Annotated in this window: 21 protein-coding genes; 7 read left to right on the top strand and 14 right to left on the bottom strand. The window is 62.4% G+C overall.

What is annotated here, in order from left to right:
• Positions 1-26: 26 nt before the first annotated feature.
• The 12 genes from VHD36_08170 to VHD36_08115 all read right to left on the bottom strand — a co-directional run bounded on the left by VHD36_08170 (position 27) and on the right by VHD36_08115 (position 17152).
• The gene (locus VHD36_08170) at positions 27-1013 is read right to left on the bottom strand and encodes a heme-copper oxidase subunit III (GenBank protein ID HVU87282.1); all 987 of its coding nucleotides are present in this window, start codon (positions 1011-1013) and stop codon (positions 27-29) included.
• Between the two features lie 122 nt (positions 1014-1135).
• Complete coding sequence (gene cyoE / locus VHD36_08165) at positions 1136-2053, bottom strand: heme o synthase (protein HVU87281.1); 918 nt, start codon at positions 2051-2053, stop codon at positions 1136-1138.
• Positions 2050-3102 carry a COX15/CtaA family protein gene (locus VHD36_08160; protein ID HVU87280.1) on the bottom strand — a complete coding sequence of 351 codons (1053 nt, stop codon included), beginning with the start codon at positions 3100-3102 and terminating at the stop codon, positions 2050-2052. The genes cyoE and VHD36_08160 overlap by 4 nt, the downstream gene beginning before the upstream one ends.
• A 2-nt stretch (positions 3103-3104) precedes the next feature.
• Complete coding sequence (locus tag VHD36_08155; GenBank protein HVU87279.1) at positions 3105-4916, bottom strand: cbb3-type cytochrome c oxidase subunit I; 1812 nt, start codon at positions 4914-4916, stop codon at positions 3105-3107.
• Positions 4913-5671 carry a cytochrome c oxidase subunit II gene (gene coxB, locus VHD36_08150; GenBank protein HVU87278.1) on the bottom strand — a complete coding sequence of 253 codons (759 nt, stop codon included), beginning with the start codon at positions 5669-5671 and terminating at the stop codon, positions 4913-4915. The genes VHD36_08155 and coxB overlap by 4 nt, the downstream gene beginning before the upstream one ends.
• A gap of 101 nt (positions 5672-5772) precedes the next feature.
• Positions 5773-7092, bottom strand: coding sequence for a cytochrome c (locus VHD36_08145; protein ID HVU87277.1), 1320 nt, complete (start codon positions 7090-7092; stop codon positions 5773-5775).
• A gap of 28 nt (positions 7093-7120) precedes the next feature.
• Entirely contained in the window at positions 7121-8011 is an 891-nt protein-coding gene (locus VHD36_08140) for a hypothetical protein (GenBank protein HVU87276.1), read from the bottom strand.
• Positions 8012-8057: 46 nt separating this feature from the next.
• Positions 8058-8825 carry a hypothetical protein gene (locus VHD36_08135; protein ID HVU87275.1) on the bottom strand — a complete coding sequence of 256 codons (768 nt, stop codon included), beginning with the start codon at positions 8823-8825 and terminating at the stop codon, positions 8058-8060.
• Between the two features lie 133 nt (positions 8826-8958).
• A complete protein-coding gene (locus tag VHD36_08130) occupies positions 8959-13431 on the bottom strand; it encodes a hypothetical protein (GenBank protein HVU87274.1) in 4473 nt (1490 codons plus the stop codon).
• 92 nt (positions 13432-13523) lie between these two features.
• Complete coding sequence (locus VHD36_08125) at positions 13524-14879, bottom strand: hypothetical protein (protein HVU87273.1); 1356 nt, start codon at positions 14877-14879, stop codon at positions 13524-13526.
• A 179-nt stretch (positions 14880-15058) separates the two neighbouring features.
• Positions 15059-15832: a cytochrome b N-terminal domain-containing protein gene (locus VHD36_08120; protein HVU87272.1), complete on the bottom strand. Its 774-nt coding sequence runs from the start codon at positions 15830-15832 to the stop codon at positions 15059-15061.
• Between the two features lie 207 nt (positions 15833-16039).
• Positions 16040-17152: a Rieske 2Fe-2S domain-containing protein gene (locus VHD36_08115; GenBank protein HVU87271.1), complete on the bottom strand. Its 1113-nt coding sequence runs from the start codon at positions 17150-17152 to the stop codon at positions 16040-16042.
• A 428-nt stretch (positions 17153-17580) separates the two neighbouring features.
• Between VHD36_08115 and VHD36_08110 the strand changes: the two genes are divergently transcribed.
• From VHD36_08110 to VHD36_08100, 3 genes are all read left to right on the top strand, one after another.
• Entirely contained in the window at positions 17581-18645 is a 1065-nt protein-coding gene (locus VHD36_08110; protein ID HVU87270.1) for a glutamate cyclase domain-containing protein, read from the top strand.
• Between the two features lie 181 nt (positions 18646-18826).
• Complete coding sequence (purD, locus tag VHD36_08105; GenBank protein ID HVU87269.1) at positions 18827-20110, top strand: phosphoribosylamine--glycine ligase; 1284 nt, start codon at positions 18827-18829, stop codon at positions 20108-20110.
• A gap of 70 nt (positions 20111-20180) precedes the next feature.
• The gene (locus tag VHD36_08100; protein HVU87268.1) at positions 20181-20555 is read left to right on the top strand and encodes an STAS domain-containing protein; all 375 of its coding nucleotides are present in this window, start codon (positions 20181-20183) and stop codon (positions 20553-20555) included.
• A gap of 33 nt (positions 20556-20588) precedes the next feature.
• On the opposite strand, the gene VHD36_08095 is transcribed toward VHD36_08100, so the two are convergent.
• Complete coding sequence (locus VHD36_08095) at positions 20589-20804, bottom strand: hypothetical protein (protein HVU87267.1); 216 nt, start codon at positions 20802-20804, stop codon at positions 20589-20591.
• Between the two features lie 204 nt (positions 20805-21008).
• Between VHD36_08095 and VHD36_08090 the strand changes: the two genes are divergently transcribed.
• Positions 21009-22193, top strand: coding sequence for a M20/M25/M40 family metallo-hydrolase (locus tag VHD36_08090; protein ID HVU87266.1), 1185 nt, complete (start codon positions 21009-21011; stop codon positions 22191-22193).
• Between the two features lie 49 nt (positions 22194-22242).
• On the opposite strand, the gene VHD36_08085 is transcribed toward VHD36_08090, so the two are convergent.
• On the bottom strand, positions 22243-22566 hold the full coding sequence (locus VHD36_08085) for an HU family DNA-binding protein (GenBank protein ID HVU87265.1): 324 nt from the start codon (positions 22564-22566) through the stop codon (positions 22243-22245).
• Between the two features lie 488 nt (positions 22567-23054).
• On the opposite strand from VHD36_08085, the gene VHD36_08080 reads away from it, so the two are divergent.
• The 3 genes from VHD36_08080 to VHD36_08070 all read left to right on the top strand — a co-directional run bounded on the left by VHD36_08080 (position 23055) and on the right by VHD36_08070 (position 26370).
• A complete protein-coding gene (locus VHD36_08080) occupies positions 23055-23489 on the top strand; it encodes a hypothetical protein (GenBank protein HVU87264.1) in 435 nt (144 codons plus the stop codon).
• Positions 23490-23620: 131 nt separating this feature from the next.
• Positions 23621-24283 (top strand): hypothetical protein, encoded by a 663-nt coding sequence (locus VHD36_08075; protein HVU87263.1) that lies wholly within the window; start codon positions 23621-23623, stop codon positions 24281-24283.
• Positions 24280-26370: an efflux RND transporter periplasmic adaptor subunit gene (locus VHD36_08070; protein HVU87262.1), complete on the top strand. Its 2091-nt coding sequence runs from the start codon at positions 24280-24282 to the stop codon at positions 26368-26370. Before VHD36_08075 ends, VHD36_08070 begins: the two co-directional genes overlap by 4 nt.
• The last annotated feature ends 2 nt before the right edge of the window (positions 26371-26372 follow it).

Genomic DNA, 26372 nt, shown 5'->3' with positions numbered 1-26372 from the left:
AAAAGGCAAGCCCGCGTGCGCGGGATTTAGAACAGGTACAAAAGCGGGAACAGGAAGATCCACACCAGGTCGACAAAGTGCCAGTACAGGCCGATGTTCTCGATACCGACAGCATGGCGGATATCAAGCGTCCAGGTCATCATGATGGCAAACACGATCAAGCCTACCAGCACGTGGAGGGCGTGAAAGCCGGTCAGCAGAAAATAGGTGCTGGCCCACATGTTGCCACCGGGAATCACGATCGGCATTTTGAACGACTCGATCAACTCGCGCACGTACTCGACCTTGTCGGCGCCTTCGTCCGAATACGGAAGATTCACCCACGGGTGCTCTTCGGACAAGGTTTCCGGGTGCGCCGCCGCGCTCGTGTGTTGTCCCTCGAGTGTCGGCGGCGGCATGATATCGTCGGCCATGCGCTGCAAGGTGACCAGGTTGGTCGAGCCGAAATCTTCCTTCATTTTCTTGGCCAACAGCAGCTCGTCGGACTGTTTCTTGTCGATGGCGTCGGCAGGCAGCTTGGCCAAGGGCTCGATGATCGATTGCAGCTTGATGCGCGCGGCCGAGCCGAAGTCGAGATCGGCCCGCTCGTGAATGCGGCTGCGCGGCTTCATGGGGTAGATGCCGTGCGAAAACTTGGCGTTGTACTCGTACATTTTCACGCCGAGGAACACGCCCCCCAGGGCCAAGGTGACCGCCATCCACGCTTTGGCCAGCCCTGCCTTGTTCGCTCGGGCGCTTTCCAACGCCAGCACGATGCTCACGCTGGAGCAGATCAGCACGAAGGTATTGAACGCACCGATGGGCTCCGAAAGGTGTACGTCGTGCGTGGCCGGCCAGTCGGGCGCGCCGAAGCGAATCACGATGTACACGCCGATCAGCGCGGCAAAGAACATGATCTCCGTCGACAGGAACAGCCACATGAACAGCTTGCCGTTTGGCAACGGCAAGCCCGGCTGATACTGCAACTTCAAATGCGTGTCATGCCCATGATGGGCGTCTGCGACTGTGGCCATGACCGGTAGCTATGCCTTTCTAAAAGCGTCGGACAAAAGGGGGGCGGACATTTGGTGTTGGCAGTACTGCTCTGGCACCCAGACCATCCCCGTTTTGTCGAACGATCGGTCTCTTTCTCGCATTAACTCGCCATACGACTCGATAACAACAGCAACACCAACACCGTCGGCAAATAAACGAGCGACGCCCGCAACAGCAGCCGCGCCGAACGCTGGTCCAAGCGACGGGCAAACCAGGCGGCCGCCGCCAACTGCGCCAGCCCCAGTGCCAGCGCCGCGAAGAAATATCCCGGGCCCGCCAACCGCACCACGGCCGGCAACACGCTAACGGGCAAGAGCACCTGCGCCGCCACCACGGCGAGCAATCCCACGCGCCGCCCCGTCGGATCGACCACGCTCAGCATCTGGCAGCCGCCGGCCGCGTAGTCGTCGCGGTACATCCAGGCGATGGCCATGAAATGCGGGAACTGCCACAAGAAAACGATCATGAACAAGGTCGCCGCGGCCAGGTTCAAATGTCCGCCGACGGCTGTCCAACCCATCAGAACCGGCATCGCACCGGCGACAGCGCCCACGGCGGTGTTATGCGAAGTGCGCGACTTGAGCGGCGTGTAGAAGCAAACGTAAGCGGCCCAGGTCGCTAGACCAAGCGCGGCGGTCAACCAGTTCACCATCGCCGCCAATAGCGCAACGCCCGCGATGGTTGTAACCGTGCCAAACCAGATCGCTTCGCTACCCGACAGCCGGCCGGCTGGCAGCGGGCGATCGGCAGTGCGCGGCATACGCGCGTCGCTTTTGCGTTCGATCCATTGATTCCAGGCGCTCGCGCCGGCGGCCACCAACCCGGTGCCGGCAAGCGCGTAGGCCAAAAGCTGCCAATCGGGCTGCCCCCAACTGGCAACACTGGCGGCGACGATAATCGTCACTAACTCCATGACGACGATTTTCGGCTTGGTCAGCTCGACGTAATCGCGCAATCGCACGAGCACGCGGCTGCGTGACGTGGGCACAGCAGCGGTTGTCGTGGTGACACTGCTCATGCCAACACCCCCGCGGCAATGGCACTGCGCGCCGCATGTCGCTCGGCAGCCGGCAGGAGCAGCGATCGCAGCGCTACCAGGAGCGCGGTGACCAGGATCAGCGATCCGGTCGCGACATGGCCGGTGGTGACCCAGGCCTGCACGCGCCCTTCCTGCGTGACGACGAACTGCTGCGCCCACGCGAAGCGGCCGAAGATCGGCTCGGGCCAGCCGTAATTCACCACCCAGGCCCCGACACCCAAGCCTAATTGCACGAGCACAAGCCCGGCCAGGGTCACGGCCGGGACAACTATGTACGAATCGGACGCGAACGAGCGCACCGCCCGGAGAGCAAGCAACATCACATGGGCGACCAAAGCCGCGGCCATGAACAAGTGCAACCACACCGCCGCGCGAAATACGGTGACGTCGACCATCGGTCGCACGTGACGCAGTTGCGAGCCGAGCACAAGTTGCAGGTAAGCGATCGCCACCGTGAGGAAAGCGAGTCGTTGAAAGCGCGCCGCAGACCGAGCCCGCGCGGGATCGCGCATTTCTTCACGCCCGGCAAGCCAGCGCGGCGAGGTCCATACGGCCAATGCCACGGTCAGCGCAAAGAATGCCGGACCGACGCAGCCATGCACTTGGGCCAGTAAGCGCTCGTCGAACAACACGCGCATGCCGCCGAGGGCTCCCTGGGCGATCACAAGCGCCAAGGCGCCGAGCGCGGCAAAGCGCATCCAGCGACGCGAATCACACAAGAAAACCGTCATCACGAACAGGATCGTCAGCAGGCCCACCAGGGCGCCGAATAACCGATGCCCATGCTCGATGAACAAGTCCCACGGACCGGCGATCCACGTCTGCCACGGGTAGCGGAACAGGTTGTAGCCGAACGTGTTCGGCCAGTCGGGCACGGCCATGCCCGCTTCATACGTCGTGACCAGCCCGCCGACCCAGATCAAGGGAAACGTCGCGCAGACCAACAACACCGCCATGCGATGCGGCCAAGGACTGGCCGACGTCGCGGGCGACTGAGCGGTGCCGATTTGTGTGCGCGATTGCACCACGATTAATGGTGTCCGTGATCTTCCGTGGGGATGTGCCCTTCGGGGGGCGGCTGCGTCTGCGGGTAGTAATCGGTGTCGACTTCCGGCGAGCCGTACTCGTACGGGCCGCGGTAGACGATCGGCTGCATGTCGAAGTTGCCGTGCCCGGGCGGGCTGGGGGCAAACCATTCCAGGCTGTTGGCGTGCCAAGGATTGCGCCCGACCTTCGGCCCGAAGAAGATGCTGTAGAAGAAGTTGATCGCGAAGATGATCTGTGCCGCACCCATGCCGAGGGCGCAGATCGTCATGAACTGATTCATCGGCTGCAAGTGGCGGAACGTCAGGTAATGGTAAGGATCAGCCAGGCGGCGTGGGAATCCGCCGGCACCCAGGATGTGCATCGTGTAAAAGGTGCCGTTAAAGAAGATGAACGACAAGAAGAAATGAACCTTACCCCAGAACTCGTTCATCATCCGGCCGAACATCTTGGGGAACCAGAAGTAGATGCCGCCAAAGACGCCGAACGCCGTGCCGCCGAAGAGCACGTAGTGAATGTGGCCAACGATGAAGTACGTGTCGTGAATGAAAATATCGACCGGCGTCGCGGCCATGAAAATCCCCGATAGACCGCCGATGATGAACATTGACACGAACGATAGGGCGAAGAGCATGGGCGTAGTGAACTGGATCCGCGCGCCCCAGATGGTGCCCAGCCAGTTGAAGACTTTAACGGCGCTGGGTAGCGCGATGAACATCGTCGAGACCATGAACGTCATGCCCAGGTACGGGTTCATGCCCGACATGAACATGTGGTGCCCCCACACGATGAACCCGAGCCCGGCGATGCCGGAAATCGAGTACACCATCGGCTTGTAGCCGAAGAGGGGCTTGCGGGCAAAGCAGGAAATGATGTCCGAGACCATACCCATCGCCGGCAGGATCATGATGTACACGGCCGGGTGCGAATAGAACCAGAACAAGTGCTGCCAGAGCAGCGTCTGGCCACCACCGGCGCCGGCCGAGACGTTATTCACGATCAGCCCTTCGGGGATGAAGAAGCCCGTGCCGACCGTGCGGTCGAGCAATTGCATGAAAAGGGCCGCGGTCAAAACCGGCAACGCAAAGGCTTGCAGGATGGCCGTGATAAACATCCCCCAAATCGTCATCGGCATGCGGAACATGGTCATGCCCGGAGCGCGCATCTGGATGATCGTGGTCATGTAGTTGACCGAGCCCATCATCGACGAAATACCGACGAAGATCAGGCCGATGAGCCACAGCGTCTGCCCGGCCTGACTGCCCGGCGCGGCGCCCCACACGGCAGATAACGTGGCGTAGGCGGTCCATCCCGAGGAGGCGGCGCCACCGGCCACGAAGAAGCTGGCGATCATGACGATAAACGCCGGCCACATGAACCAATAGCTGAGCATGTTCAGCGTGGGGAAGGCCATGTCGTCGGCACCGATCATCAGCGGGATCAGGAAGTTGCCGAACGCACCGGCCAGGATCGGGATGATCACGAAGAAGATCATCACCGAGGCGTGCATCGTGAACAGCATCGTGTAGAACTCGGGCGAGATCTGGCCCCCTTCGGCCGAGAACAGCATCCGCCCCACGATCGGCATGTCGGACCACGGCCAGGCCAGTTGCCAGCGCACGGCCAAGGCCAGAAGCCCCCCCACGACGAACCACAACAGCGTCGAGAACAGGAACTGGATGCCGATCACTTTATGATCGAGCGAGAACACGTAGGTACGCAGGAAGCTGGCCGAATGCCCATGATCGTGGGCATGCGCAGCGTCGTGAGCATGATCGCCAAAAGCGGAGGTACTCATTTCGTCGCCTCTTGAGCCGCAAACATTTCAGACAGCCACTCGTCGTACTGATCGCGATTCTGGACGGTGAGCCGTCCTTTCATCTTGTAGTGCCCCCAGCCACATAGCTCGGCGCAGACGAGGTCGTAAGTGCCCGTCTCGGTCGCCTTGAACCAGACGGGGATCGCCATGCCGGGCACGGCGTCTTGCTTGACGCGCAAGTTCGGCAGGAAGAAGTCGTGCAGCACGTCCTGGGTCTTGAGTGAGACCAGAATCTCTTCGTTGACCGGGATGTGCAGGTCGTTGACGTGATAGATATCGTCCGGCGTGCCGAGCTTGCCGTCCTTGCCAGGGTAGCGCAGCCGCCACTCGAACTGCCGGCCCGTGACTTCGACTGTCACCGGCAAGCCTTCGCCGCCGGGATTGCGAATCTTCACGTCGGCCCAAGCGTTCATCTGGTAGATGGCAATGAACAGCAAGGTGGCGGCGGGCAGAATGGTCCAAATGACTTCCAGGTTGTGGCTGCCGTGCGTGTACTTCACGGGATCCGCGTTGTTCGCGCCGTCATAGCGCCACAAGAACCAGAACAACAGTCCCTCGGTAGCCGCAAATACCAGGCCCGTGAGAATGAGGATGAACGTCCACAGGTGGTCGATCTGGTGGCCATGCTCCGAAATATCGCGCGGCAGCCAATAGCCGGCGCCGGGCGCCCACCAGAAGACGCCAACCCCCAGGATCGGCACCAACAGGAATAGCAAGCTCCAAAACCTACCCACGATCATCCTCCCACAAGCGTGCTTGTGCGGTTATGCGTATCGGACGACAACGACTGTTGTCGTTCCGAAGTTGGTGTTCCACTTTGACTCGTGCGGGGCGTTTATTCGTGCCGCGTATCCAAACCTGCCAAGCGTCCCTTGCCCACGTACGGATCGCTGAGCTTTTCGTACGGAAGCGTGCGAACGTAATTGACGATGTGCCAGATTTCCTCCGGCGTCATACCACTGGGATTGCTGGCATCAGCACCACCTTGCGGCATCGGCGTGCCGTTGATGCCGGCGAAAATGCGGCGATACATATCGACCGGGCGGCGCCCGAAGCGATAGGTGCCCAATCGCAGATTGCGCGGTTGAACCTGCTGCTGCGGCAACAGCCACTTGTCGTTCTCGGCGATCATCTTTGTTCGTAGATCACTGAGCGTTTCCGATCGTTCCTTGCGGTCGGCGATTTGCTCGGCGTCGGCGATCTTCTTGGCCAGGTCGGCGAACTGCTTGACCTTGTTCCAATCGTCGAAGAGCAACTCTTCGCTGCCATCGCCCATCGCCGTCGGACCGTGGCATTTGGCGCACTGCGCCTTGGCGCCGCGGAACAGTTCGGCCCCCTTGGCCACCGAGGCGGCCAAGGCCTCGGGCGTATCGGTCGGCGGACCATCGGGCGGAACGATGATCGACGATTCGGCCTGCGCCCACGACTCGGCGACCGGCGTCACGTATTCGCTGGCCAGCTCGCTCAGCTTCACGGTCTTCAGATCGATCGAGTCCCCTTCGTCCAGCACCTTGATCAACAGCAGGGTCTCGGTCTGGCCGCGAATGCTGAGGTATTTCACGTACTCGACCAGGGCGTCGATCTCGTCATCCGGCAAGAGAAGGAACGAGGGCATGGCCGTGCCCGCGATCCCTTCGTGCAGGATGCGGCGCATGTCGTCGTTGGTTGGTTTGGCCGCGCGGGCCGTGCTCTTGAATTTGAAAGCGCCCGTGCGATAGTCGCGCGGGTAGGGGTTCAAGAAAGCCGCCGTGGGACCGGCGCCGTCACCGCTGATGCCGTGGCAATGAGCACAATGCTGACGATAAAGTCCGCGCTGCCGTCCCGATTCGTTCGAGCCGGCCCGGCCGGATGCCAATTCGATCTTCCGCGGATCGAGCCCGGTTTCGGGCATGACGTACGGATCGTCCGGCCCGCCGAACATGGCGTACAGCACGGTCGAAACCGTTTTCAGCGCGGCCTCGTTCGCGATCTTGGCGTCTTTTTCCGCCTGCTCCTTGTCCTTCGAGGTGACGCGGAAGTCATCCGGACTGCGCCCTTGCAGGTTCAGGCGAAACACGGCTGGATCGCTCTTGCCGCAACCGACCAGCACGGGCAGCGCCAAGACGCTAGCCACCAGGCTCAGGCGTGACAGACAGTCAAACGAAAATCTCTTCATGATCGAATCTCGAAATTACGCGCGATCTCTAATGAAATGCGGTGGCGGGGACTTCGATCGTGGCCAGGTCCAACTCACCGTCGGCCGGCACCTTGACCTTGAAGCGCCCCTTGTTCCAGCCTGCCTTGGCCTCCAGCCCACCGGTGGCTTGCTCGTGCCACACCTGGAACTCGATATCTTCGCCGGCCGGCAGGTTCTTGATCTCGAACGAACCGTCGGGCTTGCTCACAGTGACGTACGGATCATCGCGGGCGATGATGTAACCCTTCATCCACGGATGAATGCTGCACGTGGCGGCGGCCGGGGCATTCATCGCGCGGCTGAACTTGTAAGTCACCGACGAATTCGGCTGCAGCAGCGGGTTGGCCGGCGTATTGCCGCCGCCCGGGTCGAAGCTCGTATTGTGCGACACCGGATCGCTGTTCTTGATCTCGAGCGGTTCTTTCGTGCTCGTCGCGAAAACGTGGCTGAGGAACAAGCAACCCTTCTGATCGAAGATCGCAGGCGCCGCCTCGGCCGGCGCCGCACCATCCTCGGGCTTGAAAACTCGCGACACCTTGCGGGCAAAGACCACGACGTTGGCCAGGCCCTTGTTGCCCGAGTCGACGACCAACTGCTGATTGGGAACCTGCTGACCGCACACGGCGCCGTCCTTGCCGCCGGTCGACAGGAAGCTGGCGGCCGGCGCCTCGCCGGCGTAGACGAACTTGCCTTTCAGCGTGCCCCAACCGGTGCCGGTCGGCTGCGCGGCTTGCGCGGCACCGGCCTCCCCGCCGCCGCCTGAGCCGGCACGCAAGTCATTGGCGAGCTTGATGTCCGGCTTGGGGTTGATGGCCACCGCTTCGCGGCAGCCGGAAGTGCCGGCCAGCAGCAGGGCGCCGCAGGCAAGAATCACGATCGAAGCAAAAAAACGGTTCACGATATTCCTCATGGGGAATCGAGGTGCTCGCGGGCGCACTCGACAATTACTTGTTGAACAACTTCGGTTCCAGTTTCACCGTGCCCAGGTCGTTAGTGTCGCCGGCCTTGATATCCATCGTGAAGCGTCCCTTGGGCCAGGCCTTCGTATCCACGTTGCCGGCTTTCTCTTGCCACACCTGGAACTCGAGCTTACCGACGGGCAAGTCCTTGATCTCGAACGTGCCGTCATCCTTCGACACCGCGAAGTAAGGATTATCACGTGGCAGCACCATCGCCTTCATCCACGGGTGAATGTTGCAAGCCACCGGTTGCGGAATCACCTGGGGCCGGGCGTACTTGTAGGTCGCTTCCTTGCCCGGCGCGATCAAAGGATTCGCTCCCTGCCCGCCGACCTCGGTGACGTTGCTGTTGTGCGAGAAGGGATCAGAATTCTTCACGACCAGCGTTTGCGAAAGCAGCATCGGCAGAATGTGCGGCTCGAAGCGGCAATTCTTGTTGTCGATCTCGACCTTATCCGGTTGCTTCTCGAGCGACGGGTTGACCTTCACTCCCTTGGTGCGGACGAAGATCACGACGTTCTTGATGCCGCCGTCGGGCCCGACAATGAGCGACTCGTCCGTCAAATTATGAGCGACGCACATGGCCTCTTTGCTGGTATCGAGCTTCTTGGGCTCGGGCGCTTTGCCGTCGTAGACGAACTTGCCCTTCAGGTTGCCCCACTGAGCATTGGCCGTTGTCGCGGCGCCGAGAGCCAGAACCAGGCATGCCGCCCTCGTGCCAAGTCGCTTAAGCGTGCAGAGCTGCTTCATCATGCGTTTTCTTCTCCTCGAACCGTCAAGCCAGAGACCTTGCTCCGGCTCGACGTCAAACTGGGCTTGCGTTATCGATCAAACGTTTGCGATTGGTCCGCTTTGCGGACCTGATGGTTCTCGTGGACAAGGCGCGCTACGGCGTCGCCGCCTGAACCGCGCCCGACGCATCGGCCGAGGTCGTGGCCGGCGGCGCCGGCTTGACCATCGGCTTGATCGACGTGCGGTCCTTCATGTAGGCGTCGTAGTTCAACAGGAAATCGACCACGCCCTCGACCTGCTCCAGGCTGTCGCCCGGGAATAAGGCTTGATCGGCGGGTTTGTCCGGCGGGAAATTCACGGGCATGCCGGTGTAGGGGAGCAAACGCTTCGGATTGCCGATCCACTTCTCTACAAAATCGGGGCGCAACCGCTGGTAGACGCGGTCCAGGTTCGGTGCCAGCGCTGCGGCGCTACCGGCCGGCGTGAAATCGCCGACCTTGTGGCATTTCACGCAGTATTCGTTGCCCGTGATGATCTTCAGGGCATCCTCGAATCGCTTGGGATGTTTCGCGTCCTGCTCGGCCAGGTAGCTCGAGTCGGTGCGATGATCGACCAGGTACGGATACTGCGCGCCGTCAGCGGCCGCGAAGTAGTTGGCCAACTGCGTCGCCTCTTCGCTCGACATGTTGAACCGCGGCATCCGCAGCACCACCGCCGGCCGGATCGGGTAAGGATTCAGCAGGAAGTCGTGCAGCCATTGCGTCTGCACCTTGATGCCCTCGTTCAACAAGGGCGGCGGCACCCAGCCCCAGGCGTCGCTCGCCTTGGCGTTCGGGTTCGTGGCCTGCTCCATGGCCAGCGCCACGGGATGCAGAAGTCGGGCGAAATTACCGCCGTAGGGCGGAATCTTCTTCGTGATCCGGCTCTCCTGCACCGGGGCCTCGGGGCCGCCCACGATCCACGGCTGGCCGTTGATCGGCAGCGACTTCCACAGGCCGAAGTAGTACAGCGGGTTGCCGTCGTCATCCTCGGCAACTTCCGGATTCGGCATGCCGGTCACCGTGGCGTGCCCCAGCCCACGGCGATCGACCCGCTTCGAATCGGCCAACTGCTGCGGCGTGAAATGGGGTTTCTCGAAGGCGTAGTCGTCGAACGGCGGCGGCTCGGGGAAGGTCTTGGGATCGTAATCGAACTCCCACGTCTCCATGCGGAACGTATGGCAGCCGTCGCAATTGAATTTCGTAATCAGCCGCTCGCCGTCCAGCACCGCCTGGCGGCGCGGATCGGCTTTATAGACGTATTGTGCCGCCGGCGGCTCGGCCACCAGCCCCAGAACGAACGTGATCACGGCCTCGCGCTGCTTGTCCGTGAGATTGAACTTCGGCATCCGCAGCCGCTCGATGTAATCCTTGTTCTCCGTCATGCGGTAGTCGTAGCTGCGCGGCTCGCGGAGCTTCTGCCAGATGAAGCCCTCGCGCTCGTGGTTGACGACCGCCTCCAGGAAGAACCCGGTGTCCGGATCGACATTATGCGGATCGAGCGCCTGCTCGATGTTGTGCACGTGGCCATGGCCGTGGACGAAATTCTCTTGCGCGATGTACTGCACGACCTGCTCGAAGGCGAGTTTCGATGGCTCTTTGCGGCCCCAGTCGGCCAGACCCGTGCCGATCGACTTCGCATCTTCGAAGCCCGGAATGTCATGGCAGCCGGCACAGCCCAGGCGGCCAATCGTGCGGCGACCGACATACAAGAGCTTGTGCCGAGTGTTCTCCTCGGGCGACATACCCTCGGTCGCGACGAGCAGCCGTTCGTCGACCTTCAACTGGTCGCGAAGCTTGGCCGGAATGCCGTTCTTCAGATATTCCTCGGTCTGGCGATGCGTGAAGCTGCCGCGCAGGTATTCGGCCGCCAACTCGTCCAAGTTCTTCTCGTCGACGGCCGGTGCATCGCCCGGCTTCCAGCCGTCGCGCGACGAGAGCAGGTACGCCGTGACGTCGGCCGCCGGGTCCGAGGTTTTGCCGTCGGCATCGGTGACCGGCTCGAGGAACAAGTTCGGCATCACCGTGCGCGCGTGATAGTGCTTCGGCTCACGCACCCAGCTATACAACCACTTGGCCGCCTCGGGCGAAGTGAGCTTGTCGCCGATGCGCGACAAGTCAGGCCCTTGCGTGTCCTTGGCGTCGGGGAAGTCCTTGTGCTGATGACAGGCCAGGCAGCCGCGCACCTGGAAGACCAACTTGCCGCGTTCGGCCGAGGCTTCTTCCACGCCTTGCTGCTTTTCGATGTACTTGAACGGCTGGCTGATATCGAGCAGGTATTCGCTGACCGCGCGAATTTCGACCGGCTCGAACTTTTCCGACTTTTCCAAGCCGGGGCTGGCGACGTAGACGGGCACCATGACCGGCTCGCCCTCTTCGTCGAGCACGACCTTGCCATCGGCGTCGAGCTTTTCCGTCAATTCCGGACGGCCGTGCTCGTCGCGGCGAATTTCCCGCAAGTGGCCGTCGAGGCCGAAGAATTTCGGCATCCGCGTGGTCGGCCGGAAATCGAGCGGATTGCGAATCCAGTTCGATAGGAAATTCGCGTCGAGCTTGCTCTTCACGTATCGCAAACTCGGGCCCACCTTGCGATAGGTGCCCGGCGTCTCGTCGTCGGTACCCAGCAGAGCGCCGAGTTGATGCGTCTGAACGCTCAGACGGGCTTGCTTCGCATCGTCACCGGACGAAGCTTTTGCCGCGGCATCGTCGGCCAGCATTTCGGCCAACAGCTTACGCGGCTGCTTTTCGGTGGGATGGTCGACGACCTTTTCGGCCAACTGCCGCTCGTAGTCGTTGAGGCCTTTGTCGGTCAGCACGCTGGCCGCGACGGCGCCGTAATTCGGTTCGACGCGCATGTCCGGCCCGCGCCGGCGCGACGGGCCGTCGAAGCCATTGATCTCGTGGCAGCCGAAACAGCCGTATTGGCGGATGATATTGAATCCTTCCACGAGCTTGGGGGCGGGCGGATCGGGGAAGCGCTCGCTCGGCTCCAACTCGGTCACGCTGAAGTGGCACTTCAAGCAGCTGCTTTCCAGGAACCGCTCGGGACGCATCGGGAAGATCCAGTGATGATTGCTGAACCAGCCGTGCTCCTTCTGCCACTCGGCCATTTCGTGAGGATCGTTCGGCGTGTGCGACGCCCATTGGAAGCTGGTCGCGCTCCCTTGCCCTTCGTGGCAGATCGTGCAGCCGACGTCCATCATCTTGTGTGGGCTGAGCGAGCCGACGAACAGGTCCAGCCGCGGGTGCGAGCTGAACGGATGCGGCAAGCCACGGTTCACGCGGACCGAAAGCGGCTTGCCCCAGGCGACGCTGTCGAGCAAATAGCGATACACCAGGCCGCGCTCGTGGGCCACGTCCACGTCGTTGACGTATTGCAACACGTCGCCGACCTGGAATTGTGCGTCAGCCGCCAGGCTCTCCGGCTTCACGACGCTGACCATCACGTCGCGGCTGTCGAACAATCCCTCGTCGGCGAGTTGCAATCCGTAAACATCCCAAAGCGCTTTCGCGAGCTCTTTTCCGTCTTTCGGTGCGCCCTTCTTCAACCCTTCCGGCGGTTCGGCAGGCGTCTTTACGGTGAGCGCGACGAACTCGTGCGGGCGCGCCGGATAAGCGGGCAACGAACCCGGACCGGCCGCCGACTTATCGATCGCCTGGTGACAGGTGATGCAACGATCGAAGCGCGCCACGTCGCTGAAGTTGTTGTTCAACGTCAGCTTCGGCAGCCAGATCTGCTCGATCTTCAGCGGGCTGTTGAAAGCGTTGATGATCGGCAGGTCGAGAATCTCTTTCGTGGGCGACAGCCGCCGGTCGGCCTTGGCTTTTTCCAGGACTTCGAGATCGGCCAGGTGTTTGCCGAGTGCCTTTTTCGCGTCGGCGATCTTGGTGCCAGCCTGCCCAAGAATCTGTTCCAGCTCCAGGCGATGCGTCTTGGCTTGCTGATATTCGAGCGTCATCTCGTTGACGTTTTCTACCACGTCATTGACTGCCTCTTGCCGCGCCACCAACTCGGCCTCGGGCAACCCTTCGCCCACGCCCAGGTTGTAGTTGCTGCGAACGACGTCCAAATCGGCGCGACGGAATTTGAGCAAGCTGAAACGCTTGTCTTCGTCGAACTGCGCCTTGCGCACGACCTCGCCCATGCCCTGCACGAGATTGGCGCGGGCCTTGATCAAGTTTTCCTGAGCGTTTTCTTGATCCGACTTCTCGGCGGCCTCACGAAGCGCCTTGTCGGCCGCTTCGATGCGCGGCAGATCGGACTGATAGCCATTCTGGTCGGCGCGCGTGCGCGCCTCGTCGAGGAAGGACGTGACGATCCCTTCTGCCGGCGGCTCGGCTTCGGCTTTGGCGAGCGCCTCCTTCAACGCGACGGTCTTCTGCTGGAACTCGCTGTCGTCCTGGTCGTTGATTTTCGCCTGCGTGTACCAGGTTTCGATCTCGCGAAATTTCCGCTGGACGGGCTTCCATTCGCGATTGTGGTCGGCGGCCAGCATCCACACCGTGGTCACCAGCATGGCCACGCCCGAGATGCCGAACACGACGTGCAGCAGCTTCGAGTCGCGCCAAGTTTGTTCAGTAGCAGGCATGTCGAAACGCCTTCAGCCTATGAGTGCGTCGGATAATCAGGAATAATCGCGCGCGGGAAACGAGCCCGCCACGCGTCAAAAATTCAGCCGCGTCAAAAATTGAGGAAGTACTCGGGAATGCTGATGAAGTATTTCAGGTTCACGCTCCAGCGGGCGACCATTTTCAAAGGCAACGACCCCATCATCAACAGCAAGTTCGCCATCAGCATGTAGCGGATGAAGCCCATCTTGACGAAGAACTTGCGGAAGATCGTGGCGGCCATGATCGGCGGCAACAGCACGAAGTAAGCGAATACCAGCAGAATGCCCGGCAGTTCGCGGTACAGGATATAAAGCAACTCGGTGCCGGCCCCCGCCCCCGTCGGCGCCTTGGGCATGCTTTGATTCAGCCACTTGATCCAGAAGAACTGCGACAGGTCGACGTTGTTCTGCGCGAGCACCTTGTGCGCGTCCCAGGTTTCGAACGGGCCGAAGAAGTTCCAGTTCGGACCGCGCAGGAAGGTCCCCAGGATGATCAAGATCACCCACAGTTCCAGAAAGCCGAACTGGAAAACCAGGTACGCGAACTTGCGCTCCGAAATCGTGTAGTAACCCGATCCCTTGCGATTGAAATCCAGATACGGAATCGCCATCAGCCCCAAGAGCACGACGCTCGGCAGCACCACGCCCGCCATCCACGGATCGTAGTAGACCAGCATTTCCTGCAAACCGAGGAAGTACCAGGGCGCCTTCGAGGGATTCGGCGTCTTCACGCGGCTCGAGGGCTCTTCCAGCGGCGCCTGCAAGGCGATGGCCCAGATCAAGAGGAAGGCCGTCAGGGCGACCATGCAGATCAGCTCGGTGTAGACCAGGTCGGGCCACACCAGCACCTTTTCGCTGTCCTCTTTTTCGAGCGGCGGCAAACCTTGCGCCGCGCGGTCGTCGTTGATCACGGCCTTGTACGTCGCCAGCCAGGTGAAGAAGCCGAGCAGGAACACCAGGCCCACGATCGGCACGTTATCGGGCTTGGCGACGATGGCGGTGAAGTTGGGGTCGGTCATCGACATGCCCATCGCCAGGAGCGCCAAATTGAACAGCGTCCAGGCTATTGGCGGCGCGGTCCACGCGCGACGGAAGACGAACAACACCGTAAACAGCGCAAGCGAACCGAGCGTCAGCGTCACCGGGCCGGAAAGCTCGTTGACGACCTGCTTCACTTCGGGAGGAAGCGAAGGGGGCAGGCCGATCATGGCCAGCGGCGCACAGATGAAAAACGCCGACCCGACCAGCAGCCAGATCAGCACGTTGGTGACCGGTATCTTGGCCGGCCCGAGCTCGAGCGTGGTGTAGGTCTTGGCTCCCTTGCGCCACATGAGCAGGGCGGCGCCCCAGTTGATGGCGCAGAGCAGCATGTAGTAGAAGCCGAGCGGCGTCGCAACTCGCGTCAGAAAGCCCGGATCACTGTGCATGTCGATTTCCGATTTCTACGAATTCCGCCAGACCAGGTGGTAAAGCGGCCCGCAATGCTGCCCGTGAACGGCTGCGTCGCGGCGCCGCTGTGCTCCTTGGCTGGATATTGTCGCCCAACTCGATTGATGTCTCAAAAACGCTTCCCGTCGGCAAACTCTGCAAGCATCGGCCGCCCGCCTTACAGCGGGCCGCTGATGCCGCCGTCTTTGCGCACCCGCCAGAAGTGGATCGCCAACAGCAAGGCCACGGCCAGCGGAATCGCGATGCAGTGCAGCACGTAAAAACGGTTCAACGTATCCTCGCCGACGAACCGCGCGCCGATCGTCACGAAGCGCGCGTCCGAGGCGTTGGTAATCATCGAAATGCCGTCGATGTTCAACAGCTTCGCACCCGGCCCTTCGTGCCCCAGGATCGGAGTCGCACGGGCCATGTTCGAACCGACCGTGATAGCCCAGATCGCCAATTGATCCCACGGCAGCAAATAGCCGGTGAACGACAACAGCAGGGTCAGCAGCAATAACAACACGCCGACGACCCAGTTGAATTCGCGCGGCGGTTTATAACTGCCCGTGAGAAACACGCGATACATGTGCAGCCACGTCGTGATGACCATTGCGTGCGCACCCCAGCGGTGCAGCTCGCGCATGATGCCCAAACTGGTCACGTCGCGCAGCGAAAGAATATCGTTGTACGCCCACTCCAGCGTCGGGCGGTAATAGAACATCAACAGCACGCCGGTCACGGTCTCGACCAGGAACAGGAAGAACGTCACCCCGCCCATGCACCACGTGTAGCTCAGCGCGATGCCTTGCTTCTTGATCGACACCGGGTGCAGGTGCAGGAAGAAGTTCGTCAACATCACCACGATGCGATTGCGCCGATCGAGCGGCATCGGGTGACGGAAAACGCTCTTCCAGAGCTGCGAGTTACGAATGGCTTCGCCGAGAGACATGGATGATTCCGCGTTTTTGTGACGTACGACCTGGATGACGGTGGTGAACCGAACGAAAACTTCCGCAGCAGACGTTTCTCGAAACAAAAAAGCTGTCGAAACGAAAAAAGCGGGAACCCGGCTAGGGTCCGCCGCTAGGCTTCCGTTGCGCCTGAGTTACCGTCCGGGCTCCCGAAATACTCTGGACAGCCGCGGCCATGCAGACGCTTACACGGATACAAAGCAAGCAGCGTCACTCCACTGCCCCAACTCCTCCTGAAACGTCCGGCTCTTGTCGACTTCCAGTTGTCCATCGTCAGCCAGACGAATCGCGTACCGCTCGAGCGGGCGCGGGGCCGGGCCTTCGAAATTGATGCCGTCCTTGTAAAAGCCGCTGCCGTGACAGGGGCATTTGAACTTTTGTTCCGCTTCCAACCAGTTCGGCGTGCAGCCCAGGTGCGTGCACACGGTCTTCAAGGCCACGATTTGCCGTTGACCCTTGTATTCCACGTTGACTGGCCAGATGCCGAATTGCGCTTTGAACTTTTCGTCGACCACACCCGGCGGGAAATCGCCCGGGAAGCCGATCTTGAACTTGCTGGGCGGCTCGGTCAGCACGTTGGGGAACATGAAACGCAGCGTCGCCAGCGTCCACAAGCCGCCGGTCGCGGCCAGCGTGCTGAATCCCAAGCCGAGAAACGACCCGAACAACACGCCCAGGAAGAAACGCCGATCTTCTTGCGGTGCCGCCTCCTTGGCCTTCGGCTTGGCGTACTCGGGCTTGGCCGGCATCGGCGGCGCGACGGTCTCTCCCTTAGCGGGCTTCGCGGGAGCCGACGGCTTCAATCGCGCGGCTGCTTCTGATTTGCTCACCGGACCAGGCTTCGCCGCAGCGCGTGCGGCCGCCAAGATGCTTGACGTATCGCGTACGGCCGGTCCGGCCGCGGCAGCCGCTGCCGGCTTCGCGGCGGGCTTATCGGCCTTCGGCTTCGGCGCTGGCTTCTCGGCCGCAGGCTTCGCCGCAGCAGCAGGATTGGCCGGCGCCGCTCCGGGGGCCGCTTTGTTGGCGCGGGCCATCGCCATGATCTCGGCAACGCTCAGCTTGGCGCCACCAGCAACGGCCGATTTCGGCTTCGCCGGAGCTGCCTCAGCGGGCGCAGATTCAGCGGGCGCCGATTCAGCGGGCACCGTTTCAGCGAGCGCAGCGACTTCGGCTTCAGCCGCGGCTTCTCGAGGGGCGGCCTCTGCGGCTGGCTTCGAGGCCGGTGCCGCACCAGCAGCGGCGTTCTTGCGAGCGGCCGCCAGAATATCGGCCGTGGACATCTTCTTCTTTTCAGTCATACGGCTGTACTCGCTGGCACGATGCGCGCGATCGAGAGCCAAAAGCGGACCCGGTCGAGCAAGCGCTGCAAAGGACTATGGAAAAACAATTTACAGCTCGATGAGCGGGCGAGAAGGGGTCTTGTGACATTTTTCACGAACTCCCCGACTTAATTTCTATCCTAACCGGCACGATTGTCAACTACCTTGGGGCCCCAAAATGCCGGCCACCACCGGCCCAGCCTCTTGGGAGCACCTAGGGGGCCGGCGACCTCCATTCGCCGCCGCGCCCGGCCCGGCGCATCTCCGGCCCGCGACCAGTCGCTCCTTGGCGACCCGAAACAACCCGCGATCGCCCCATACAATAAGGCCTTGCCGCCACCGCACCAAGGGCGCGGGCTTGGTTACAATCTCGATATCCTTCCCACCCGCGAACAAGCAAAAACGACTTGGCTGCTGATCCCGATTCTTTTTGGCAGTCGCTCGATTCCTTGGTCCGCCGCGATCCTGCGCGCCGTGGCGTCGCCAGTTTCACGAGCAACGGAGCACCGCTTTGCCCTGGCCACTTGCAGGCAAGCGTCCTGGATCTGGCTGCGCGGGCTAGCGCCGTCGCCATTGTGACCGGATTCTGTATCGTCGACGCCAAACCGCCCGCGGCCGAGACCGACGGCCCGCCGGGCTCCCTGTTCCTGGCGCGGGCGCTGCGATCGCTCGGAATCGACGTAGCACTTGTGACCGACCGATACGCGCTTGCAGCGCTCGAAGTCGGCTGCGATTTCCTGGGCATCCCGCGCTCGGTGATTCATGAGATTCCGCTAGACGGCGATCACAGGCCGACGACGCCCGGCGAGCCGTCACGTGCCGATCAATGGGTCGATGATTTTTTGGGATCCGCCTTTGGCCGCAGACTCTCGCATCTGATCGCGATCGAGCGCGTGGGCCCTAGCCACACCGAGCGATCGCTACAGGCACAGCGCCGCACGAACGCCACGCCTGCGAGCGAATTCCAGCGTGAGGTGCCGCCGGCCAGTCGGGATGTGTGCCACAACATGCGTGGCGTCGCCATCGATGTTTGGACGGCTCGGGCGCATCGGTTATTCGAGGTTGTCGCCGAGCGCGATTTGCCCATCACGACCATCGGCATCGGCGATGGCGGCAACGAAATCGGCATGGGAGCGATTCCTTGGGAGATTTTGCGCTCCGCGATCACCGTTGGCCCGGCGGCCCTCGTGCCCTGCCGCATTGCGACCGATTACACGATTCTGGCCGGCGTCAGTGATTGGGGGGCCTATGCACTGGCGCTGGCATTATGCCGCCTGCGCGGCCTGGCCGAGGCCGCTCGCTGGACAATGGAGGAATTACGCGAGCTCATCGAGCGTTTGGTGGGCGATGCCGGGTTGGTCGATGGAGTGACCGGGCGACGCGAGGCAAGTGTCGACGGCTTGCCGCTTGCGACCTATTTGCAGGTCTTTGCCGGCATTCGTGCGCAGTGCTTGGGCGAAATCGGAGCCTAGTTGTCCGCCGAGCAAGTCGGCAGCTAACTGCGACGACACGTTTCGCTGCTGACCGCCGACTGCCCGCTGCCCGCTTCCGCGATCCTTGTACGCATTTCCCTGAGGCGCTAGAATCGCCAGCGATGGGGCATGTTCTCAGGTGCAACGTCGTTTCCCTCGTTTTTCTCTTGGTGCACCGGCTATGAAGGTCTTGGTGATTGGTAGCGGCGGCCGCGAGCATGCGCTGGCCTGGAAGCTCGCGCAAAGTCCGCACGTCGACCGCGTTTTCGTCGCCCCTGGTAACGCCGGGACGACTGGCGTCGCCGAGAACGTCGATATCAGTCCCACCGATTTTCCGCGCCTGATCAAGTTCGTGCGGCAAAACGATATCGGTCTCACGGTCGTCGGGCCCGAAGTGCCGCTGACGTTGGGAATCGTCGATGCCTTCACGAGCGAGAAGCTGCGCATCTTCGGCCCCACCAAGGCCGCGGCCGAGTTGGAAGGGAGCAAGGTTTTTTGCAAGAACCTGCTGCGGCACGCCGACGTGCCGACAGGCGATTATCGCGTGTTCCGCAATGCCGATAGCGCGATCACTTTCCTCAAGGATCGCGAAGACGTGCCGGTGGTCGTCAAGGCCGACGGCCTGGCCGCCGGCAAGGGGGTCATCGTTTGCGCGGGCCGGGCCGAGGCGCTCGAGGCCGTCGATCGCATCGCGCGCAAACGCGAGTTTGGTTCGGCCGGGGATCAGATCGTGATCGAAGAACGCCTCGACGGTGAAGAAGCGAGCGTCCTGGCGATCACCGACGGGCAGACGATCGTCACACTACCGGCCACTCAGGATCACAAGCGCGCCCACGATGGCGATACCGGTCCCAACACGGGCGGCATGGGAGCGTATTGCCCCGCTCCCTTGGTCACCGACGAGATGCTCGCGCGCATCGAGGAGCACGTGCTGGTGCCGACCGTACACGCCATGAAGCGTTCGCGGCGGCCGTTTCGCGGCGTGTTGTACGCGGGCGTGATGTTGACAAATCAAGGCGCCAAGGTGCTGGAGTACAACGTCCGTTTCGGCGATCCGGAGTGCCAGCCGCTGCTCATGCGGTTGAAAAGCGATTTGCTGGAAGTGCTCCTGGCCACGACCGAAGGCCGCCTGGACGAGATCGCGCCGCTGGAATGGGATCCTCGCCCAGCCGTGTGCGTAGTCATGGCTGCCGAGGGATATCCCGGGAAATACGCCCGGCACAAGCCGATTCGCGGTCTCGACGAAGCCGCCCGCTTGAAAGATGTGCAAGTATTTCATGCGGGCACGACCATGCTCGATGGCCAGGTCGTCACCGACGGCGGCCGCGTCTTGTCGGTCACGGCCCTGGGTACGACGATTCCGGCGGCGAAGTTGAACGCCTATACCGCGATCAAAGCGATTCGCTGGGAGGGCGCTTGGTGCCGCAAAGACATTTCCGACAAGGCGCTGTGGAAAACCACCTAGCACGCATCGAGGCTCTTCGTCGCACGCTCGAATCATCCACCTGCGAAGCCAACCAGGGAGCTTACCGACCGTGAATTACTCTCACCTCCGACTGCAAGACCAAGGCGAGGTGCTGGTCGTCTATTTCCAGGAGGGAACGATCACGGATCAGAACATGATCGATCAGATCGGTAAGGAATTCGCCGACGTCGCGCTCGAAGCCGCAGGCAACAAAAAGTTGCTGGTGAACTTCCAAGGCGTGAAGTTCATGTCCTCGGCGATGCTCGGCAAGCTGCTGCCGCTGCACAAGCGCTGCAAGAACGACAAGATCACGCTCAAGTTCTGCAACATCTCGCCGAACCTGCTCGAGGTGTTCAAGATCACGAACCTCACGAAGCTGTTCGATATCTCGAACACCGAGGCCGAGGCGGTCGCCTCGTTCGGCAAGCGCGGCTTCTTTGGCTGAGGGCAAGGCCCGAACTCTGGTGGCAATCTCGACCTAGGCCGCTTTGCGGCGCCGATCGGGCGGCGGCCCACGCCGCTCGCGCTTCGGCATGGCCGTTTCGATGGGTAGCTCGGTCGTGGCCTGGTTGCTGCGCTCGCGGCGCGACATGGCCGCTACGCTGTACACGCCGCGGATACCGCCCACGATCGCGAAAACCGCGACCGCAAAGCCAATGCCCAGAAGCACGTCGATTCGCGTCAGGTACTGCATACGTCTTGCCCCCGCGCGGCGGTGGATGTGAGAACTACGCGGCCGCCTCTCTGCGTGGGGCCGTTTCGATCCCTATCGAAACCATCGTCGCGCCCGTCCGCCAAACTTTGCTAGCATGGCGGCAGGGCATGATTTGCCGCAGGGGCAAGCTGTAGCGGGCCGCACACCTTTCCACGCCATGCACGATCTTCAAGGAAAACATAAATGACGTTACGAGACGTCAGTGATCGATTACGCGCGGCCGTCCGCCGCGACCGATTGCTCAACACCGCGCAACAGCTCGTGGCGGTCCCTAGTCCGACGGGCCAGGCCGGCGCCGCAGCCGACTGCCTGGCTCATTTGCTGCGCGGCGAAGGGTTTGTCGTCGATCGGCCTGTCGCCGGCCATCCCGCGTCGCCTGCCGTGGTAGTGCGCTTCGACAGCGGGCGACCGGGCCGAACGCTGCAATTCGATGGCCATCTCGACACCGTACATTTACCATTCGTGCCGCCAGCGGTCATTGATGGGCAGCTCACCGGCAGCGGCGCCTCGGACATGAAGGCCGGCCTGGCCGCGGCCGTCGAAGCGTTGTACGTCCTGCGCGACACAGGCGCCTTGTCGGCCGGCGCCATCTTGTTAGTCGCGCACGATCTGCACGAGGCTCCGTGGGGATTGGGCCAGCAGCTCAACGCGCTGATCACCGCCGGCGTACACGGCGACGCCGTGTTGATTCCCGAGCCACTCTCGGCCGAGTTGCCGCTCGCCGGTCGCGGCTCGGCGACCTGGAAAGTCACATTGCGGCGCTCAGGCCCGCCCGTTCACGAAGTGATGCGCCCGGCGAACGAACCGAGCGTGATTCGCGCGGGCGCGGCGTTGATCGAGGCGCTCGACGAGCTGTCTGGCCGGCTGGCGCAACGGCGGCATCCGGTCGCAGGGATCGAAACCGTGTTCGTCGGCCAGGTACACAGCGGCGAAATCTACAACCAGTATCCGCAAGAGTGCTGGCTGGAAGGAACGCGGCGCTGGTTGCCCGATGCCGACGCGCTGCGTGTCGAACAGGAATTTCGCGAGCGGGTGGACAGCATCGCCGAGCGCAGTCGCACTACTGCGGAAATCGAGTGGCGGCCGGTCCGCGGCGCGTTCCTGCTGGAGGAAGATTGCCCGCTCGTGCAATGTTTTCAGCGCGGTTACACGACGCAGCAAGGCCGGAGAATCGCCTGCGGCGCCAAGCCATTCGTCGACGATGGTAACAGCTTCTGGGCCTTGGCGCGCGTGCCGGCGATTACACACGGTCCGCGCGCCGGCGGCCAGCACACCGTTAATGAGTGGGTGTCGATCGACGACCTGCTGCGCGTAGCCCACCTGTACGCGCTAACGGCCACGCTCTACTGCCCCGGATCGGACAACTAATCGCCGCCTTCGACTTACCGCGGCCGACTCGTTGCGGTTTACTTCACGCCTACTTACCCATGTCCTTCAACTGCTTCAGCGCCCGAACCGTGATCTTGGTCGAGGCGGGCTTGGCCGGCACGTCCATCAGCTCGCCCGGCTTGAAGGGGTTGGGGACGCCGGTGCGGGCGGGCTTGGCCGGCACGTGCTTGCGCTCGATCTTGACCAGACCGGGGATCGTGAACGAGCCGGGGCCGTCGAGGCTCGCGCCGATTTCCTCGCTGAGCGCATCGAATACGGCACTGATTTGAGCTTTCGTGAGCTGCGTCTTCTCAGCGAGCGCGTTGAGGATTTCGGTCTTGGTCGGGGCCTTCTTGGAAGCGTCTGGCGTCATGATTCGTCCTGTCCTTATTCGATCTGTGGTTTGGGGGCGAGAATGCTTACCGAGCAGCACGTCCGACGCAGCCGCCGATTGACTGTTGCTGGTGCCTTGTTCCAGGGGGACCGCCGCGCCGGCCCTCGTTAACAGCACAATCGGAGCAGTTCAACCACTGGCCGCCGGGTTGAACAACCGAACATTAAAAACGACGCGGCACATGCTGGCAACCGCAAATCACCGCATCTGAGCCGAGAGTGGGGGTCAAGGTGGGCCACCGAGCCCCGGGTTTCTCACCGTTTTCGGTGGGGAGCGAAGCGGGTGAAACGGCACTCCTCATGGTGCTTTTCGGCGGCATCGCCGCGATGGCGGATTGGTCCATACTTCCTACACCATGTATACTTACACAGACGCCGTGGTGGGGCGCGCAGCCTGTTCAGGAACCGTTCTCGATGTGCAGTCGACCTGTAGAAAGTTGCACGCGGTTGGTCGCGGTGGCCTTGCTGATGACGGCCACCTTCTCGACCGGCATGCAGCATGCGCATCCAGGCGGCCTGAGCCCGCACGACCATCACGATGCGGTGCCGCTGGCCATGCTCCAGCCGTCGGACGACTGCGACGAGCCCGCCTGGTTTGCCGCGCAGGTGCATATGCACATCTTCCTGCTCGGCTTCCAGTTCACGCTTCCGGCGCAGGATCAGGAGCACGAAGACTCGACCGATTCCGGCGAGCACATGCTTGTCGTGCGATTAATCGGTGACGACGTGACCGACTCAGCGGCGCGCCTGCCGGTAGTCTCTGTAGCCGCACCGCCGGCCGCCGAGTTCGAGGCTGTGCCTCTTGTCGCCGCCACGCCCGAGACAGAAGCGGCGAATCGGCAAGCCTCATTCCCGCTGTGTGACACTGCGCGCCACGAGCGCTCGGGAGTCCTGCGGACCTAAGACGGCTTCTCGCGCGCGATCTCTCTATCGTGCGCTTTCGACAGGCTGCGACGCGGTTCGAGATGCGCGTCGGCCTTCCCTTTGGCGATTCGTGTATCCTTGGATCCTCGCGTTTTCCTTGTGGATGGTCCATGTTCGTAACCGCCACCATTTCAAGCGCGCCTGCTCATCGGACGACGATCGTCGTTCTTGCCGCCTACTGCGCCGCCTGTCTATTCGCGGCAGGTTGCACCGGCCACGGCGCTGCAACGGACCAAGCCGAACAGAGCAAGCATCACGAGCATTCTGACCACGAAGGGCATGCGCATGAGCACGACGAGCACGGCCACGGCCATGATGCAACCGCCGGCCACGAACACGACGAAGAAGACGTCGCAATCACGGAAGCCGATGTCGACATGCCGCGCGACTACCAGAGTGCCGTCGCGCGCTTGGCGGCTTACCGCCAGCAGATTCTTTCCGCGCTTGCCGAAGGGCATCCGCCGCGTGCCCACCGGCCGCTCGATGAAGTGGATATCGTGATCACGAAGCTGATGCTGCTGGCACGCGACAGCGGCGTGCCACGTCGCGACTGGGAAGAGGTCAACCTGGCGCGTCGCGACTTGCGCGCCCAGTTTGATCTGGCACATGCGGCCCTTGGTGATGGCCGGTCCGTCGATCGAGCCGAGTTGGAACAAGCAACAGTGAGTCCCTTGGCACGGCTAACGGCGGTCGCCACCCGGTTGCCTAAAACAGCCGACACCACGGATACCGAAAAACAAGTAGCAGCCCCCGGCGCGGAGGCGCAGCCATGAAGAATCGTCCGTGGCGTATCGCCTGTCCCTTGTCTTGGTCCATCGTGGTGGCAGGCGCGCTATTCGCGCCATTAACGGTCCATGCCCATGACGAGCACGATAATCTGCCCAGCGCGGGCGCAGCCGTGCGCGGCGATCGCTTGTTGATTTCGTCCGCGGCTCAGAAATCACTGGGCGTCACGACCACGGTCCTGCACTTGCAAGACCTCGAGCGCGACATCATGGCCAATGCCACGGTCGAGATTCCCTGGCGGACCCACGCCTTTGCCACGTCGCTGGTCGCGGGGCGCATCGCCGAGGTCCTGGTGCAGCCCGGCGATACGGTCGAAAAGGGACAGCGGTTGGCCGAGGTTGAGAGCCAGGAAATCGAGACGCTGCAGCTCGACTTGCTCAAGGCCGCCACCGAATACCTGCTGGCCAGCCGGCTGCTCGAGCAGCGCGGCGGATTGGCCTCCAGCGGCAGCATCTCCGAACGGCGCGTGTTGGAAACACAAGCCCTGCGCGATCAATGGGCGGCCGACCGCGGCATCGCCATTCGCAAGCTGCTGTCCCTGGGCTTCACCCAGGCCATGATCGATCAATTGTTGACCACGCGCGAGCCGATTCGCACCATTCCCATTGTCAGCCCACTGGCTGGCGTCGTGGCGGCCGCGAACGTGCGCGTGGGGCAGGTGGTCGCGCCCTGGGAGCAGGTCTACGAGATCGTCGACCTCTCCGTGATGTGGGTACACGGCCAGGTGCTGGAAACCGACAGCACGTCAGTGGCCGAAGGACAGGCGGTCGACGTGCTCGTGGATGCTCTCCCGGATCAAGCCTTCGTCGGCAAGGTCGACCACGTGGGCGTAAAGCTCGACCCCGAGTCGCGCAGTTTGCACGTCCACGTGGAAGTCGACAATCACGAGAAGCTGCTGCGCGAAGGGATGTTTTGTCGCTTGCGCATCCGCGCGCGGGTGGCCGCGGACGCGATCGCCTGTCCCTACGATGCGGTCGTCGATCCCGGTGGTGCGCCATGGTTGTTGGTCGAAGAACGTCCCGGCACCTTTGTGCGCCAGCCGGTGAAGCTCGGCATGCGCAGCGGCGCGTTTGTCGAGATTCTCGATGGAGCATTTCCCGGCGACCCGGTCGTATTGACCGGCCGGCATGAGCTGGCTTCGCTCTTCACGGCGGCTGACGAGCAGGCGGCATCCGCCAACGCCGCGCCCGCATCGGCCGCGGGGGCGCGATCCGCGCAGCATATCGCCGCGCCGCGACAAGTCATCGCCCAGGGACAGATCGAGCTTCCCACCGATAAGAAAGCCATGGCGTATTCGACGGTCACCGGGCGCATCGCCCGGATAGTCGTCGAACATGGCCAGACGGTGAAGGCCGGAGAAGTCTTGGCCGAAGTCGAGAGCCTCGAGCTGCGCAACGTGCAACTGGATCTGCTGCGCGCCCAATCGCAACTGAAGCTGTCGCGCAAAGTGCTCGAGCAGTATCGTCGCCTCAATACAACCGGCGGGATCGCGGAAAAGGACTTGTGGGAAACGCAAACCGAAACCGAAAACCTGCAGGCGACCGTCAACAGCCTGAAGCACAAGTTATCGCTGATGGGCCTGGCCGACGACGAGATCGAAGAGATCGCCCGGCTCGACATTACCGAGGGAGCCTCGTCCGAGGCGATCCGCACCACGAGCGTTATTCGTTCGCCGATCGATGGCCGGATCACGCTGTTTGATCTGGCGATCGGCCAGGTCGTACGCTCGCAGGACGAGCTCTTCGAGGTACACGACACCCGCCGCGTCGTTGCCCGCGGCTATGTACACGAACAGGAATCGGTCGACGTCGGCGTCGATCAGCCGGTCACGGTGACGATCACGGCCAACCCGGCGTACGCGGCCACGGGCGTGGTCAATCGCACGGCGCCGATGCTATCGAGCTTCAGTCGTGCGATGAGCGTGTGGGTCGATCTCGACAATAGCGGCGGAGAGTTGAAAGAGGGAATGCTGGCGCGGCTGGCCATCACGCCGCGAGCTCGCCCCGATGCCACGGCGCGCGGTCCCGCGCGGCAAGTGGCGGCGCCGCACACGCACCAGGATGCCACGCCATGAGC

It is taken from the genome of Pirellulales bacterium, from assembly GCA_035546535.1.
Classification (GTDB): domain Bacteria; phylum Planctomycetota; class Planctomycetia; order Pirellulales; family JACPPG01; genus JACPPG01.
The sequence above is the reverse complement of the archived record's forward strand: the minus strand, read 5'-3'. Positions and strand labels throughout refer to the sequence as shown.

Coding starts and splice junctions, on each gene's coding strand:
- VHD36_08170 (HVU87282.1), bottom strand. CDS start 1,013: ATGGCCACAGTCGCAGACGCCCATCATGGGCATGACACGCATTTGAAG.
- cyoE (HVU87281.1), bottom strand. CDS start 2,053: ATGAGCAGTGTCACCACGACAACCGCTGCTGTGCCCACGTCACGCAGC.
- VHD36_08155 (HVU87279.1), bottom strand. CDS start 4,916: ATGAGTACCTCCGCTTTTGGCGATCATGCTCACGACGCTGCGCATGCC.
- VHD36_08145 (HVU87277.1), bottom strand. CDS start 7,092: ATGAAGAGATTTTCGTTTGACTGTCTGTCACGCCTGAGCCTGGTGGCT.
- VHD36_08135 (HVU87275.1), bottom strand. CDS start 8,825: ATGATGAAGCAGCTCTGCACGCTTAAGCGACTTGGCACGAGGGCGGCA.
- VHD36_08130 (HVU87274.1), bottom strand. CDS start 13,431: ATGCCTGCTACTGAACAAACTTGGCGCGACTCGAAGCTGCTGCACGTC.
- VHD36_08125 (HVU87273.1), bottom strand. CDS start 14,879: ATGCACAGTGATCCGGGCTTTCTGACGCGAGTTGCGACGCCGCTCGGC.
- VHD36_08120 (HVU87272.1), bottom strand. CDS start 15,832: ATGTCTCTCGGCGAAGCCATTCGTAACTCGCAGCTCTGGAAGAGCGTT.
- VHD36_08115 (HVU87271.1), bottom strand. CDS start 17,152: ATGACTGAAAAGAAGAAGATGTCCACGGCCGATATTCTGGCGGCCGCT.
- purD (HVU87269.1), top strand. CDS start 18,827: ATGAAGGTCTTGGTGATTGGTAGCGGCGGCCGCGAGCATGCGCTGGCC.
- VHD36_08095 (HVU87267.1), bottom strand. CDS start 20,804: ATGCAGTACCTGACGCGAATCGACGTGCTTCTGGGCATTGGCTTTGCG.
- VHD36_08090 (HVU87266.1), top strand. CDS start 21,009: ATGACGTTACGAGACGTCAGTGATCGATTACGCGCGGCCGTCCGCCGC.
- VHD36_08085 (HVU87265.1), bottom strand. CDS start 22,566: ATGACGCCAGACGCTTCCAAGAAGGCCCCGACCAAGACCGAAATCCTC.
- VHD36_08080 (HVU87264.1), top strand. CDS start 23,055: ATGACGGCCACCTTCTCGACCGGCATGCAGCATGCGCATCCAGGCGGC.
- VHD36_08075 (HVU87263.1), top strand. CDS start 23,621: ATGTTCGTAACCGCCACCATTTCAAGCGCGCCTGCTCATCGGACGACG.
- VHD36_08070 (HVU87262.1), top strand. CDS start 24,280: ATGAAGAATCGTCCGTGGCGTATCGCCTGTCCCTTGTCTTGGTCCATC.